The sequence below is a fragment of the Acinetobacter pittii genome, assembly GCF_034067285.1.
Classification (GTDB): Bacteria; Pseudomonadota; Gammaproteobacteria; order Pseudomonadales; family Moraxellaceae; genus Acinetobacter; species Acinetobacter pittii_E.
Map to the genome: position 1 here is coordinate 1920667 of NZ_CP139286.1, position 15014 is coordinate 1935680.

The 15014-nt window shown below is 37.9% G+C and carries 15 protein-coding genes; 2 read left to right on the forward strand and 13 right to left on the reverse strand.

Going from position 1 to position 15014, the window contains the following annotated elements; all coding sequences use genetic code 11:
• Window positions 1-119: 119 nt before the first annotated feature.
• The 5 genes from SOI81_RS08990 to yraR all read right to left on the reverse strand — a co-directional run bounded on the left by SOI81_RS08990 (window position 120) and on the right by yraR (window position 3620).
• Window positions 120-476, reverse strand: coding sequence for a hypothetical protein (locus SOI81_RS08990; RefSeq protein WP_239975636.1), 357 nt, complete (start codon window positions 474-476; stop codon window positions 120-122).
• Window positions 477-555: 79 nt separating this feature from the next.
• Window positions 556-1488 (reverse strand): Dyp-type peroxidase, encoded by a 933-nt coding sequence (locus SOI81_RS08995; protein ID WP_239975650.1) that lies wholly within the window; start codon window positions 1486-1488, stop codon window positions 556-558.
• Between the two features lie 143 nt (window positions 1489-1631).
• Window positions 1632-2414, reverse strand: a complete 783-nt coding sequence (locus SOI81_RS09000) for a glutathione S-transferase N-terminal domain-containing protein (RefSeq protein ID WP_239975637.1) — start codon at window positions 2412-2414, stop codon at window positions 1632-1634.
• A gap of 21 nt (window positions 2415-2435) precedes the next feature.
• Window positions 2436-2942 (reverse strand): ribonuclease E activity regulator RraA, encoded by a 507-nt coding sequence (rraA, locus tag SOI81_RS09005; RefSeq protein ID WP_224991800.1) that lies wholly within the window; start codon window positions 2940-2942, stop codon window positions 2436-2438.
• A 15-nt stretch (window positions 2943-2957) separates the two neighbouring features.
• Window positions 2958-3620 carry an NAD(P)H-binding protein gene (gene yraR / locus SOI81_RS09010; RefSeq protein WP_320540582.1) on the reverse strand — a complete coding sequence of 221 codons (663 nt, stop codon included), beginning with the start codon at window positions 3618-3620 and terminating at the stop codon, window positions 2958-2960.
• 212 nt (window positions 3621-3832) lie between these two features.
• Between yraR and rpsT the strand changes: the two genes are divergently transcribed.
• Window positions 3833-4099 (forward strand): 30S ribosomal protein S20, encoded by a 267-nt coding sequence (gene rpsT / locus SOI81_RS09015; RefSeq protein ID WP_002117906.1) that lies wholly within the window; start codon window positions 3833-3835, stop codon window positions 4097-4099.
• A gap of 57 nt (window positions 4100-4156) precedes the next feature.
• On the opposite strand, the gene SOI81_RS09020 is transcribed toward rpsT, so the two are convergent.
• Both SOI81_RS09020 and cysQ read right to left on the reverse strand, forming a co-directional pair.
• Window positions 4157-4891, reverse strand: a complete 735-nt coding sequence (locus SOI81_RS09020; protein WP_239975639.1) for a histidine phosphatase family protein — start codon at window positions 4889-4891, stop codon at window positions 4157-4159.
• A gap of 57 nt (window positions 4892-4948) precedes the next feature.
• Complete coding sequence (gene cysQ / locus SOI81_RS09025; protein WP_239975640.1) at window positions 4949-5806, reverse strand: 3'(2'),5'-bisphosphate nucleotidase CysQ; 858 nt, start codon at window positions 5804-5806, stop codon at window positions 4949-4951.
• Window positions 5807-6103: 297 nt separating this feature from the next.
• Here cysQ and SOI81_RS09030 point away from each other — a divergent pair, with 297 nt between their 5' ends.
• A complete protein-coding gene (locus tag SOI81_RS09030) occupies window positions 6104-6472 on the forward strand; it encodes a hypothetical protein (protein ID WP_016141167.1) in 369 nt (122 codons plus the stop codon).
• Window positions 6473-6530: 58 nt separating this feature from the next.
• Here the strand turns inward: SOI81_RS09030 and SOI81_RS09035 are convergent, their stop codons facing one another.
• From SOI81_RS09035 to oppA, 6 genes are all read right to left on the reverse strand, one after another.
• On the reverse strand, window positions 6531-7190 hold the full coding sequence (locus tag SOI81_RS09035; RefSeq protein WP_239975641.1) for an SOS response-associated peptidase family protein: 660 nt from the start codon (window positions 7188-7190) through the stop codon (window positions 6531-6533).
• Between the two features lie 107 nt (window positions 7191-7297).
• Window positions 7298-9031: an ABC transporter ATP-binding protein gene (gene gsiA / locus SOI81_RS09040; RefSeq protein ID WP_239975642.1), complete on the reverse strand. Its 1734-nt coding sequence runs from the start codon at window positions 9029-9031 to the stop codon at window positions 7298-7300.
• A 12-nt stretch (window positions 9032-9043) separates the two neighbouring features.
• On the reverse strand, window positions 9044-10186 hold the full coding sequence (appC, locus tag SOI81_RS09045; RefSeq protein WP_239975643.1) for an ABC transporter permease: 1143 nt from the start codon (window positions 10184-10186) through the stop codon (window positions 9044-9046).
• Window positions 10187-10193: 7 nt separating this feature from the next.
• A complete protein-coding gene (gsiC, locus tag SOI81_RS09050; protein ID WP_016141171.1) occupies window positions 10194-11132 on the reverse strand; it encodes an ABC transporter permease in 939 nt (312 codons plus the stop codon).
• Window positions 11133-11144: 12 nt separating this feature from the next.
• The gene (locus SOI81_RS09055) at window positions 11145-13157 is read right to left on the reverse strand and encodes a M3 family metallopeptidase (protein WP_239975644.1); all 2013 of its coding nucleotides are present in this window, start codon (window positions 13155-13157) and stop codon (window positions 11145-11147) included.
• A 20-nt stretch (window positions 13158-13177) separates the two neighbouring features.
• Window positions 13178-15001: an ABC transporter substrate-binding protein gene (oppA, locus tag SOI81_RS09060; RefSeq protein WP_320540583.1), complete on the reverse strand. Its 1824-nt coding sequence runs from the start codon at window positions 14999-15001 to the stop codon at window positions 13178-13180.
• Window positions 15002-15014: the final 13 nt, after the last annotated feature.

Here is a 15014-nt window from a genome sequence, read left to right on the forward strand (position 1 = left end):
CAGCTAAGAAGATATGAGCTCAATAGTAGCATGATGTTTTTAGTGAAATGAGTTATTTTTTTGAAAATCAAACTACTACTTCGCTCTAATTTTTATATTTTTTAATCAATCAACTATGATTATTTATCACGCAAAAACAAAACGTAATATTGATTTAATATTTGTATAACCACTTTAAGCTCAAGTAACTTTTGTTCTGTATTTCCTAACCTTTCTACATAGCGTTGCGTTGCAATCTCTAAATCAATTTTTTCATTAATTTGTGGCGTAATTTGAAATAGTTTAGGTAGATTATCAAAATTCTGTAGTTTACGATTTGAAAAATACTCAAGATGCTCTGACCACTTTTCATTAATCACGACATTTTTAATCATCGGGCCATGTTCGGAATCAAACCTGAGTTGATTCTCTTGTAAATAAATTTGCTCAGGTGTCTCTTTCGAGCCTTGGAAGAGTTGTGTTAACTTTTTAAACATTTCATCACATCATATTAATTTCAATGTACATAGTGGAGGTAATCTATTGACCTCCACCATTTAAGCTTATTTTTAATGATTACTCATCACCTAAATCATCCAGAAAATCCACAGTTGGTACGAAAAATAGAGTTCCCGTTTGGGCAGTACTAAAATCAAGTAATCGGTCAAGATTACCTTGCTCATTTCCTAAGAACATATTTTCAAGCATTTGTCGGGTGGTACTAAATTTACGCGAGTAGCCAATAAAGAACGTGCCATATTCATTTCTAGAAGGATTCGAAAAAGGCATATTAGCTCGCATAATTTTAAGTTCATTGCCTTCTGCATCGTGAGCTTTACTTACAACATTATGAGCAGTTAAAGGTTTTTCATCATCGCTGAGCTCAACATCATTGAACTTTTTACGGCCAATCACTTTTTCTTGCTCTTCATCGGTTAATGAACGCCATTTATCCATATCATGCATATATTTTTGGATAAAAGCATAACTTCCGCCCATAAAATCAGGATCTTCATCACCGACCAATGCCCACTGCGCTGCAATAACGGGTTCAGGGTTCTCAGTCCCATCCACAAAGCCAATAATTGCCCGTCCGTCAAAATAACGGAAGCCATGAACTTCATCAATTGGATACGTTACTTTACCAAGCTGTTGATTAATTATATTACCCAGCTCATAACATAAAGTCTGGCGATCAGCACGAATATGAAAAAATAAATCCCCTGGAGTTGAAACAGCCGTATATTTCGGACCTCTAATTTCTTGAAATGGTTGTAACTCTTGGGGCTTTGTTTGCTCTGGAAATAAAATATCCCATGCATTTGAGCTAAAACCTAAAGTAGCATTAAATTTACTATCCGGATAACGATTAAAGAGACTTCGAGTTAATGCTGAAAAATTAGCAGCAAAATCTTTTACTTTTTCTATTACAGAATCACCTTGAGCCAGCCCCAACACAATAAATAATGCATTTTCACCGGGAGCACTCGTTACAGGTTGAATTCTCATACATTCCATAAAATATGCCTTTTTAGGTATTTAACCTCGTTAATTTAGCATATTCACTTTCTTTTCATACATACCTTCATAAAATCTAATATTCATAAGAGTTTAAGTAAAATGCCTTAAACTCTTGCTCACATTAACCTTAATTAATGTCCGTACTGCTTTTTTAAATATTTTACGATTTGAGCAGATTCAAACATCTTCACTCCCGTATTTGGATCTACCAAATATGGCACTTGCATTTTACCTTGCATAATAGGCAATAGCTTTTCCCTTTTCCCATCTTTTAAAGGTATATATTTCCCTGGTTTTAAGCGAAAAATAGCAGGTCCCATATCTTGCCATCTCTCTTTTGCCACATTATGCAAAATATATGGAAGCTCAAGTTCAGAGAGTAGACTTCTTACAATTCGTGAATACGGACTCGCCTCAAAGCTCCACAACTCAAGTTTTTGCTCAGGCGCAGCTCTATCAACAATTTTTTTATTTATCCAAACTCCACGAGCACCATTTAAGATAGTCCCTGCAACTGCAACATAAGGCATGTTTGGGTAACTCGAAAATTTCTGAGGTGTTTTTCCTGTCTTACCATAGTGTTTAAATAAATGATGAATAATATCTTGTGATTCATATAGCTGATCACCAGTATTTTCATCAATTAAAAAAGGAAATTGTAATTTGCCGCCTTTTTCTTTTACAACTGATCGATACTTTTTTCCTCCCTTAGGGCATGGATAAATTTCCACATCCAAATTCAAAAGTGTAATCACTTCACGAACGCGACGGCAAAATGGTGAACCTTCAAATTCATATAGCTTTAAAGCTTTTACAGGTTGCTGTGGAAATGCTGTTCCTGTAACACCTCTACCACCTTCGGCAATTGCAGATATAACTGCTTGAAGTACTTTAATTTGATGAATCACCATCATGCGTTCCTTTGTATGAGAGAATTAGACTAATTTTTCTTTTGCAATCACAATTCCATTATTATCCGCATAGATAAAATCACCAGATTGAATTGTGACTCCACCAAAATACAAAGGAATATCTACTTCACCAATGCCTTTACGATTACTTTTTTGGGGAATTGCAGCCAATGCATGTACGCCTAAATCCAAAGTTGCAAGTGCATCAACATCACGTACACAACCGTAAATCACCACACCATTCCAATTATTTTTAACCGCTGATTCAGCAATCATGTCACCCATAAGCGCACAACGCATAGAGGCGCCACCATCTACCACTAATACTTTATCTGTACCATCTGTTGCTAATAACTCTTTTACTCGTGAGTTATCTTCAAAGCACTTTACGGTTACAACCTGCCCTCCAAATGTTTTACGCGCCCCATAACTTTGAAAGAACTTTCCATCCATCGATGGAATTACGACCTGCAAGTTTTTTTCAGGGTTATCATCTAATAAATCACAAGTTACAAATGGTATTGTCGACACTTAAATACTCCATTATCACGTTTGTTGTATGTTCAGATTATCATATCGTTTAAAAGCTTCAATTTGCGTTAGCGCCGCTATGACCATCGTATGGGCCAATTGCTCTGCAGTTACAGGCTTATATTTGAATGGTTTTTGTAATTTATTCTCAATAAACTTAAAAAGACTTTGCCCTATGTCTTCAATAAACCGGACATCACTACGTTTACCAATCAGTAAAGACGGTCTAAAAATAGATAATTTTTCGATTTCTAAACTTTCAATATAATCTTCTAACTGTCCTTTCACTTTATTATAGAAAATTAGAGAATTTGCATTTGCGCCAAGAGCACTCACAAGCAGTAAATGAATGTGCTTGTCTTGCACTAGGTCTGCTAAATGAGCATTGATTTCATAATCCACAGCGTAAAAGGCCTGTTTTGAACCAGCGACTTTTAATGTTGTTCCTAAACAGCTAAATGCATGAGTATGTCCACTCACATCTTCGTCATTGAGCAATAAAAAATCTTCTATAACGAGTTGAGTAACTTTTTTATATGTATTAAGTAGTTGTGATTCTTTTCTCACGACTACTGTAATCTCTTCAAATTCGGGTGTTTGCTCAAGCTGTTCAACAAGAGCTAAACCCACAAGTCCAGTAGCACCTATCACAATTGCTTTTTTAGCACTTATAGTCATTTTTTATCCAACCCTCTTTAAGTTTGTATCAAATTTAACCTTTTCTTACCGTTTTAGCAGCCCCTAAAACCGCTTAAAATGCTCGCAAGGCTTGACTTCACGGTGTTGATTCATCACAATATGGCACTTGTTTACGGGCTGGTGATGGTTACATCAGTTTACTGAATTGACCACAGCCCGCCCAGACCAACTTATTTTCAAGGAGTGCAAGAGTGGCAAACTCTGCTCAAGCTAAAAAACGTGCGCGCCAAAACGTTACAGCGCGTAAACACAACGCAAGCTTGCGTTCTATGGTTCGTACCTACATCAAACGTACTTTAAGTGCAATCGCTGGTGGTGATTATGCTGTTGCTACAGAAGCTTACAAAAAAGCTGTACCTGTAATCGACCGCATGGCTGATAAAGGCATCATCCACAAAAATAAAGCTGCTCGTCATAAGAGCCGTTTAAATGCTCAAGTTAAAGCGTTAGCTAACTAATTTGAACATGTAAAAAAAGCCCAATAGGGCTTTTTTTATTATCTATCGTTTTTGAGCTTATAGTACTTTATGAAATTTAGCCACATTCAGTTCGTAGGCCTTTCCTCTCCAAATCCACTTTAATTTACAATTTGGAAACTCTTCACCTTCAAACCATACAAATAACCCTTCCATCATTTCAGGCCAGTCTTCTTTCTTAATTTTATTCTCACCTGAAATTACAGCAACAATTGCAGCAATAATCGTGTCATGACTGACGGCTAAACTAAGGCCACCTTGGGTTTTAGGATGAGTTCGGTAAATAAGCTCTAGTACATCTAAAACCCCAGTAATCGGATGTTTCATGCCAGGCAATGCATTATTTACAAAACTATTAATAAAACCTAACGCACCTTGCTTTTTGAAATAAGGAGCTGCTTGTTTTATATCCAAAACAAAACTACCTGGTTCAACAAGTAGACCTTGCTCAATAATTTCAATCGTATGTGTATTAGATTGAGGGTTTACATCGTCAGCCCCTTCAATCATGAGCGCAGCCGTATCGACACAGCGTTGTATTGGACTTGAAATACAATGCTGAATAACACGATCTGTATTTTTAATTAAATAATTACCCCATGCCTGTGCAAGCTCACGCCCCTGAGGAGTAAGTTGGAGATCATATCCAGCCAAGCCCTGCCCATCTACAAGTTCTCTTAAAGAATGGCGCGTAAATAAGGTTACAGGAGTTGAAGCATCGGGCAATAAATCAATTGCTTCAAACATACTTTTAGGCAATAAATCGAGTGCCATTTTTATCTTGTCATCTTTTTTCAATACTTTGCCACTATAACATGTCTGGCATAACTCTCAATCTATAACACCTGATTGGGCTAAAGCTTCAAATGCTATTTTTTTACTTTCCTCATCACGAAAAGCGATAAAGCCCTTATTTAAAACCGTGTTTCTTTGGTTATATTCAAAAGGCTTACCATCCAGAGTAAGTAAGCCGCCACCTATACTTTCTAATAGTCCTTGACCTGAACTTGTGTCCCATTCAGAAGTGGGATGGAAGCGTGGATAAATATCTATTTCACCTTCTAGCATCATACAAAATTTGTAGGCACTCCCAGCTTCTCGTCGAATAATGCGATGTTCTTTTTCAATAGGTTGAATAAATTTTTGGTATTTTGGATTTTTACTACCGTGACTAAGTCCTATTTGTATAGGTGTATCTAACGAAGTTGAATTGACCTGATATTGATACCATTGTTTTTGGCTAAAATTATATTTAAAAGGTAAATCTTGCAGATATCCTAAGTACACCACTTGTTCGCATGGCACAGCAATAACCGAAAAAACGGTTTCTTTACCCTTAATCAGGCTTAAATTAATCGTAAACTCATCACGTTCATGTATAAATTCTTTGGTTCCATCGAGTGGGTCTAACATCCAACAAGTAGACCATTCATGTCGAGCACTATAATCACTTTCTTCAGACAATACAGGCAACTCTGGAGTAATCTCTGCAAGATGTTTTAGTAAAAATCTATTTACCTTTAGATCTGCTTGGGTTACAGGTGAATCATCTTGTTTTTCATGAATAGTAAACTCATAACCCGCAGAATAGTTTTGATATTCTTCTAATAAAATTTGGCTCGCCTGTTCCAAAATAGGCAGAAGTTGATTAATTAAGTTATCTTGTGGGCGTGTAGTTGTTATAAACATAAATATGCTCGATATAGTTTCAATTCTATTATAGGTGAATTATGAACAATTCAATATTCGCCAACAGTTTGATTTACTAAAATAGTAATCTATCTTAATCATTAGGCGAGCACTGCTTTGAGCGTACGCTATATAGTTAATATGAATAATTATAATGTTTATAAAAGCTTTTATTCCGTACAAAAAACAATCTATAAGTTATGAAAAATAAACAACTTAAACCAGATTTATCCATTTCCTTTTCATATATTTCTTGGTATGTTCAAAGACACAATAACAAGATGGAAGAAAGTGCACATGATGCTATATGGATATCATTTCTCTACAATAGAACATAACTGGGAAGACCTTAAGCCCTTAACTGAGTTTCTACAAACCTTTGCAGATGATGATGGTGACGTCTCTCAACGAGATAAAGAATCACTTAAAGAAATCATAGCGAAATCTGATACAGCCTTGGCTTTAGCTAGAGAAATGGGTTGGGATGGGAGTTATACAGGTTGTCCTTATCTATTCTGGTTACCAAGTAAAAATAGCCAATCTTTTGAATATGGCTTCGTATTTAAACAGACCTCAGATAATACGACTTTTGTGATTTCGCCTATTGAATTGACCTATTTGGCTGAAGATTCTGAAGTACAAACATTAAGTAAAAATATTGAATAAAACATAGAGGTTATTGATTCAAATTGAGATCAATAACCTCCTCTTAGTTTTAAGTAAGTTAGTCAAACATACTTAACTGTGGTGTAGGTTTTATAATTTTTTCTTTTGGTACATGAGAGCATTCAAATTCTTCGACGGGAAAGCCCTCAATAAAACTTGAAATGTCAGGCGATTCTAAACTTAACCACTCTTCCAAACGATCATGTGGAATTACAATCACTGATCGTTTAACGTCACCTGGTTCGTGAAAGTCTTTCATCATTGGATGGTCTATAGCGTCCATGGTCAACATGCTTGCAGAACGAATAATCGTTTCATTTATTTTGCAAATTTCATAAATTGCTGCAATAAAAAAAGCTTGCCCATCTTTACGGCGCACACCCCACCGCTCTGGCTTATCATTTATATATTTACTTTCATAAAACTCGGTCACTGGAATCACACCGAACTTACATTTAAGCGCAGCTTCTTGAAAACTCGGTTTTTGGAAGATTGTTTCATGACGAGCGTTATAAGTATGTTTTGCTATATTGGTAGCTTCAGCCCATTTTGGAACCAATCCAAACATCACTTCACGCCATTCAAGGCCTTGCGATGATTTAAATAATAATGGCATTGTTCCAGCAGGATAAACCTCTTCGGCATAGCTAAAGCCAACTTCAGGTAACTGAAGTTGCTGCAATTGAGCAAGCGTTAAAGGTTTAAAGTTAGCGCACATAGCAAGAATAAAATACTCTATATTTACTTTTTATATTTTATAAGCATTTGCCCTATAAACCAAATAAAAAGGCACTAGAAAGTGCCTTTAACGACATAACTTTACGCTTATGAGATGTGCTGAATTCCTTGAGGAATGGCCTGCAATAATCGTTTAGTATAGTCATGTTGAGGATGTGCATAGAGCTCATCTGAGTTAGCGATTTCAACAACCTCACCATGATTCATAACCATCACCTGATCAGAGATGTATTTCACAACCGATAAGTCATGTGAAATAAAGATATAACTAAGCCCAAACTCATCTTGTAAGTCTTGTAATAAGTTTAGTACTTGTGCTTGAACTGAAACATCCAAGGCCGAAACCGATTCATCACAAATCAAAATTTCAGGCTTTAGCGTTAAACACCGTGCAATGGCAATACGTTGGCGTTGCCCACCCGAGAACTCATGCGGGTAACGATAATAAGCTTGCTCAGGTAAATTGACTCGCTCAAGCAGTCCAAGGGCAATCTGTTTACGTTCCGCATCATCTTTACCAATACCATGAATTTGCATAGGCTCTAATAATATCTGCCCAATGGTAAAACGTGGATTAAGAGAGGCATATGGGTTTTGAAAAATGATCTGAATCTTTCGTTGATATTTAGCAAACTCTTTTTCAGTTAATGAAAGAATATCTTTACCTTCGATGAAAGCTTGCCCTCCAGAGGCTTGATGTAAGCGCATGAGTAACAACCCAACGGTCGTTTTACCTGAACCTGACTCACCGACTAAACCTAAAGTTTTTCCTTTAGCAAGTTTAAAAGAAACTCCTTTAACAGCCTGAAACTCTTCTTTGCCAAATAGACCTTTACGACTATAAAAGCTTTTTTTCAGATCTTTTACTTCTAAGATGATTTGCTCATCGCCATTTAAACCCCGTTTACGCTGGGGAATTCCTGAAACGTCAAAACTTTGTTCGACCAATATATTGTCTTCTTGACGCATAAAATCGCTGGTAACAGGCAAACGATAAGGCCGTTGTGACATTTGCGGACGACAATAAAGTAATGCTCGAGTATATACATCTTTAGGCTGTTCTAAAACCTGTTCAGCCACGCCTTGCTCTCTAATCTCGCCATGACGCATCACAATAACTTTATCTGCAATTTCACCGACCAATGCCAAATCGTGAGTAATAAAAAGCATCGACATTTGACGGCGCTTACGCAATGACTCGAGTAAATCAATAATCTGTTTTTGGATCGTGACATCAAGTGCTGTAGTCGGTTCATCCGCAATCAGCAGTTTAGGCTCACACGCAATCGCCATAGCAATCATGACACGTTGCTGCTGACCACCCGAAAGTTGATTTGGATAGGCATCAATTTTAGTTTCAGGTGAAGGAATACCTACTTCTTTAAGTAATTCTAAAACGCGTTGTCGGGCCTGTTTACGGCTCAACCCCATATGCAAACACAACACTTCTGCAATTTGATTGCCAACCGTAAAAACAGGATTTAATGATGACATCGGCTCCTGAAAAATCATGGCAATATCTTTGCCACAAATTTTACGCATCTCTGTACGAGATAAGCTGAGCAAATCTTTGCCTTCAAATATAATTTTACTTTGCTCATCAATTTTACTCTGACCTACAGGCAGTAAGCCCATAGTTGCCAAAGAAGTAACTGATTTGCCGCTACCCGACTCACCTACTAAAGCAACCGTGGTGTTTGCAGGAATATCAAAGCTAATTCCCTTCACGGTTTCAATATATTGTTTATCTTCACCTTTAAAACTCACTCGTAAATTTTTAACATGCAGCAACGGCGCATTCTGATTTTCTTGTTCTGACATTAGGATTTCCTCTTATTTTAGTTTTGGATCTAATGCATCACGAAGTGCATCAGTAAACATTGAAAATGCCGTTACCAAAACAGCCATCGCAACAGAAGCTGCGACAAGCTGCCACCACTTACCTAAAAGAAGTTCACTTTGTGCTTCATTTAACATGCTCCCCCAAGACACTACACCTACTGGCACACCAAAACCTAAGAAACTCAAGATGACCTCAGATTTAATGAAAGACACCACCAGAATTGACATTTGGACCAAAGCGATATGGCTGACATTAGGAAAAATATGAATGAACATACGGCGGAAGTGTCCAACGCCAATTGCCTTAGCAGCAAGAACGTACTCACGTGCAGTATGTTTCATATATTCGGCACGTATTAAACGATAAACACCCGTCCAGCCCGTTAAACCTAAAATCAGAACAATAGATAAAATGCCTTTTTGTTGAAGTACAGCAGCAATAGCGAGAACTAATAATAAATATGGAATTGAGGTAAAAATGTTATAAAACCAGTTGAGAATATCATCCACCCAACCACCGAAATATCCAGAAATTGCGCCTAAAAGTGTACCGATGCCTACCGCAAGTAAAGCGGATATCACCCCAACAATGATTGATGTTTCAGCACCTTTAATAGTCTTTTTAAGGACGTCTTGTCCCCATTTGTCAGCTCCAAATATAAGTGTGCTTTTAAGTTCACTTTGCTGATCAAGTAAATGTCCACCAAGTTGCTGATCAATGGCCTTCATATCATCAGCTAATGGATCTACAACACCATAATAATTAATCGCGCTGTCGGAGCTCTTCTCTTGTTTAATTTCAGCCTTAAGTTGATGAATTACATCTTTTAAGGGATCGACAGGATTTTCTGGTAATTCCTCATCAACCACCGCAGCATTTTGCCCTGCACCTGTTGTCTTGTCTGCGCCTATAAATGTAGGTGGTGCATAACTTACTGCAACCTCTTTATTCCAGTCAGATGCAATCACACCTGTCATTGATAGAACCAGAATAATAAAATAAAACAATACAATCACTAGCGATGACATTGCGATCTTGTCGGCCCGAAGACGTCGCATGGCAAGTTTCCACAGGCCAGATGAATGAGCTTCCGCTTTTGTTTGTTGTTTTCTTTTTGATAAAACGCTCAGCATAGCCCACCTACTTCAACTGTACACGTGGATCAACCACTTTGTAGACCAAATCGGCAATCAAGTTAAAAATCATGGTTGCAGCTGCGATGTAAACTGTAATTGCTTTAATAACAGGAAAATCACTCCGCTCAACTGCAATAATCACCTCTCGACCAATCCCAGGAATACCAAAAAAGCGTTCAATTAAAAATGCGCCTATGAGTAATGCAGGTAAAGTTGACATCACGTCGGTAATAATGGGAATTGAAGCGTTCCGCAGCACATGTACGCCTAAAATTCGGCTTTCACCTACACCTTTAGCACGTGCTGTTCGAACATAATCCTGATTAACTTCATCAAGCACAAAGCTACGATATAAACGCAAAGTCGGTGCAATACTCACCACCAGCATGATGAGAATCGGTAGTAAGGCAAACTTAAATAAATTATCAGTAAAGCTATCGCTCCAGCCTTGTACAGGGAACCAACTTAGCTGATACGCCAGAACATATTGAAAAACGATAATATAAACTAAAATACTGATCGACATGCCGATGGTACATAGCATCATGACCATACGGTCGGTTAGAGAGCCACGTACCGCTGCAACAGCCAAAGCTAAAATAATTGAAATAACCGTCTGTAAAATAGTCAGTGGAATTAGAAGCGTAAGCGACGGTCCTAATCGGGTTAAAATAATTTGGGAAACAGGTTCACCCGTACTCCAACTCGCTCCATAATCAAAAGTTAGTATTTGTTTAATGAAAATCCAGAGCTGAACGTAATAAGGCTGATCGACACCAAGCTGCTTACGAATGTTTTCGATCTGCTCAGGATTAGACATCTTGCCCGCTAAAATATAAGCAGGATCGCCACCTACCCAGTTAAAAAGAATAAAAATAAGTAAGACTACCCCCAACATAGTTGGAATCATCTGCCATAAACGCCGAATAACATATGCCAGCATAGTGATAATTCCTTATTTAACCCGTTGTCCGGTAATTTCATTAAAAAACGCTTTGTTATCAGGTTCACGGCCAAGAAAATCTTTAACTAATTCAGCTGCTGGTTTTTGGCTACCTTGTGACAAAATGGTTTGACGGTAACGCTGTCCAACTTGTGGATTATTAAGGTTGTCCCCATACGCAGAAAGCATGTCTAAAGCTAAAACCTCAGACCACATATAGCCGTAATAACCTGCTTGATAACCGCCCATTAAATGCCCAAACTGCCCAGGAAACTCTGTTGTTGGTACATAACCTAACGCTGTAGCAGCTTCCATTTTTTGCCAATTTTCTAAAGGCTTTACTTTTAATGCATCGGCAGTATGCAATGACATATCGTACTGCGCATAAAGAGTCTGACGTGCATAACGCAGACCACGACCATAGTTATGTACAGCTTTTAAACGAGCAATGAGTTCGTCATCAACACGTGGACATGCTGGATCACAGTAATCAGCCACTTTAGATAAAGTCTCTTTACGGCGTGCCCACTCTTCATACATTTGAGACGGTGCTTCTACAAAATCACGCTCTACGGATGTTCCCGACTGACTGGCATAACGTGTATTTGATAATATGCCATGTAAAGCATGGCCAAATTCATGAACAAAAGTTTCTAGCTCATCACTGTTTAAACCTTTACGGTTAAAATTGGTGACTAATGCTGAAACTGGTAATCGATTGGTTAAAGTGCTGCCACCGTATACTCCCCAAACCGCAGCATGACCATATTTCCCTTCACGAGGGAATTTATCCATATACAGACCGCCAAGAAGCTTTCCTGTCTTTTTGTCAACTACATCGTAATATTCAACTTCGTTTTGCCATGCTTTCACTTTGACAGGTTTAAAATCAATACCATAAAGGTCAGATGAAATAGCAAATAACCATTTTTGAGCAGCTAAAGTCGGAAAATAGTCACGAAGTTTTTCCTGATCAATCTGATATTTACTCTTACGAAGTTTTTCACTCCAGTAAGCTTCGCTCCAACGGGTGATCTCGGTTTTTTCTAATGGCGTTTTTAATGTTTGCGCTTTAAATGCGCGCAGTTCTTCTACTTCTTTGCGCTCAAGTGGAGCTACAGTTTTTTGTACTTCTGCCAAAAACTGATTTACGGCGTCAGGTGTTTTAGCCATACGGTCTTTTAAAACCCAATCTGCATAACTTGCTTTTCCAAATAACTGCGCAAGCTCATAACGCAAATCTATTGCCTGTGTAAGTAGTTTTAAATTTTGTTCAGTACCACGTCGCGTAAAGGCAATTTGATATCTTTTTCGGGCATCATCATTATCCGCGAGCTCCATAAATGGACGATATTCCGGATATTCGAAACCTAATAAATAGTTGCCTTTAGCATTTTTCTTCAATGCTGAAATATAACTTTGAGGCAACCCTTTCATTTCTTCAGGAGTAAACTCAAGTTTTTCCGGATTATCTCGGACGTTACGTGCATATTCTTGTTCGAGTTTGGTCAACTCATCCAGAATAGCCTTCATTCGTGCACGTTTTGCTGGTTCTAATTGAACACCAGTATCTTCAAATTGACTGAGAATATCTTGGCGGTATTTTTGGTCAATTGGATCTGTTGCTTGCGTATTTTTAATTAAATTATAGAGCTTTGGGTTTTGAAATATATCAGTGTGAAATTGATTAATTTTGATTTCACAGTCCTCTGCGGCCTTACGCAATTTTGCATCTGGATCTACATTACTATATAGACTTATCGGACCTGAAAAATCTTCAAAATGGGCAAAAATTTTATCCCATTTTGCCAATATAGGTGCCGCTGCTGCATTATTCTTAACAGGTGTTTTTTCAAAGACTGTAATCTGCTGTTGAATCTTTTTTAAATTTGCATCACACCATGCTGGAAGTTGTTGTGCTTTCAGTAATGGCAAAGTAGGACGTGTTGTCTCTGCCGTTGCAAACTGACTTACACTCATGGTCAACATAGATAAAGTTATCATTTTCAGTGTGTTGTTTTTCATTTTATCTCCAATTTTTTCACTTAATGATTAGATTTAGTATTTGTATCAATATCGAAATACATCCACTCAGCATGTAAAATTGGATGTTTTTTATATCCAATGATTTTTGGTTGAGCCAGCATATTTCGGTAACGTGCATAAGAGATTTGAGCGGGCATATACACTTCTAGTAGACGTGTCATTTTGCGATAGAGCGCATCTCTTTCAGGACCTGCTTGCATTTGTTGGGTTTGGCGATACAACGGATCAAATTCTGGTGTAGAACCACAAGACCAGTTTGTCATGTGTGTATTAGGTCCATAAAAATTCTGCATAAAATTATCGCCATCTGGATAATCGGCTATCCACGCAGAAGACCCAAACATCCCTTCACATTGTTTTTGCGCTCGAATGAGGTCTGCAAAAAGCATGGGTTTAAAGACCATTCGAATGTTCAAACTATCTAAGTTCTTTTTCCAAAGTTCAGCACTTTGTTGCCCAATACTGTCGCTACGCGCCATATACTCAATAACAAGAGGTTTCCCATTTGGTTGTGTCCGCCAACCTGATGCATCTTTTTTATAGTGATATCGATCTAATAGTAAATTTGCTGCTTTCACCGAATATGGTGTGCTGGTTCTATATTGAGGGTCATTTCCCACCACACCGGGTGGAACTGGAAAATGTAGACGCTGAGCATCATCATTTCTTACTAATTTAATTTCTTGATCTATTGAACGAGACATTGCTATTGCACGGCGTAAAGCAATCTTTTCTTTACTCATTCCGCCAACGACTGGATTTTTAAGATTCCAATAAATATAGCTAATTTCAGGATCAACAATGCGGGATAACTGCACGCCTTCTTTAGCAAGCTCAGGCCTTAACTTACCATCTTTAACCGCTTTTGCGACCAGTTGGCCTTCAAGCTGAAATATATCAACCTCACCACGCTGAAATGCTAGCCATCGTGATTGGTTTTCTTCCATCACCTGAATATCAATTGTACCTATTTGAGGCATTTTTTTACCTTTAAGGCGTTTTACAATTGCCTGATCTTCAGGGCTACTAGCAGTAAAGTTCCAGGTAAAGCCGCGATAATCAGGATTCGCCTTTAAAACAATGCGCGATGCTGGTACCCACTTGCTCAGTACATAAGGACCTGTACCCACAGGATGACCCATTACATAACCAGCTTTGTCTTTATATTTTTCGATAACTTCGCGTGCCACAGCACCTGTCGGATCATGAGCCAATAATAAAGGAAAGTTATAATCGGGTTTAACTAAACGAATCACCAAAGTGTACTTATCCGGTGTTTGTAAGCCACTTACCTTTTGATCATAGTTAAATTTTCCGGACTTATTGGCTGCTTTGACTAACGCATCCATACCTTCAATTTTGTTTTCTAATAACCAGCTATTTGGAGAACGTAAATTCGGGTCTAATAAACGCTTAAAAGAGTACGCATAATCATTGGCTGTTAATTCTCTTGGTTTACCTTTAAAAACAGGGTCTGGTGTAAAATAAATACCCTTTTTTATGTGAATGGTATAGGTCAGACCATCAGCACTGATTTCTGGCATAGCGGTTGCTATTTGCGGAATAAGCTTTGCCGGCCTTGCTAAATAATCATAGGTATATAAAGTTTCAAATATCGATGTGGTTACATGTGCAGAATATAAATCATGGATATACGCGGGGTCGAAACCTGTTTCAGCTGTTGGAAATACATAACGTAAAACTTTGTTTGGATCGGCTGGGCTTTTCGCAAAAATACTTGTAGATCCCGTTAAGGCCATACTAGCGAATAGCAAGCTGATACTACAATGCTTGAGCTTTTGTTGTAAATTTTCAGTCATCATGATCTTTATCTAA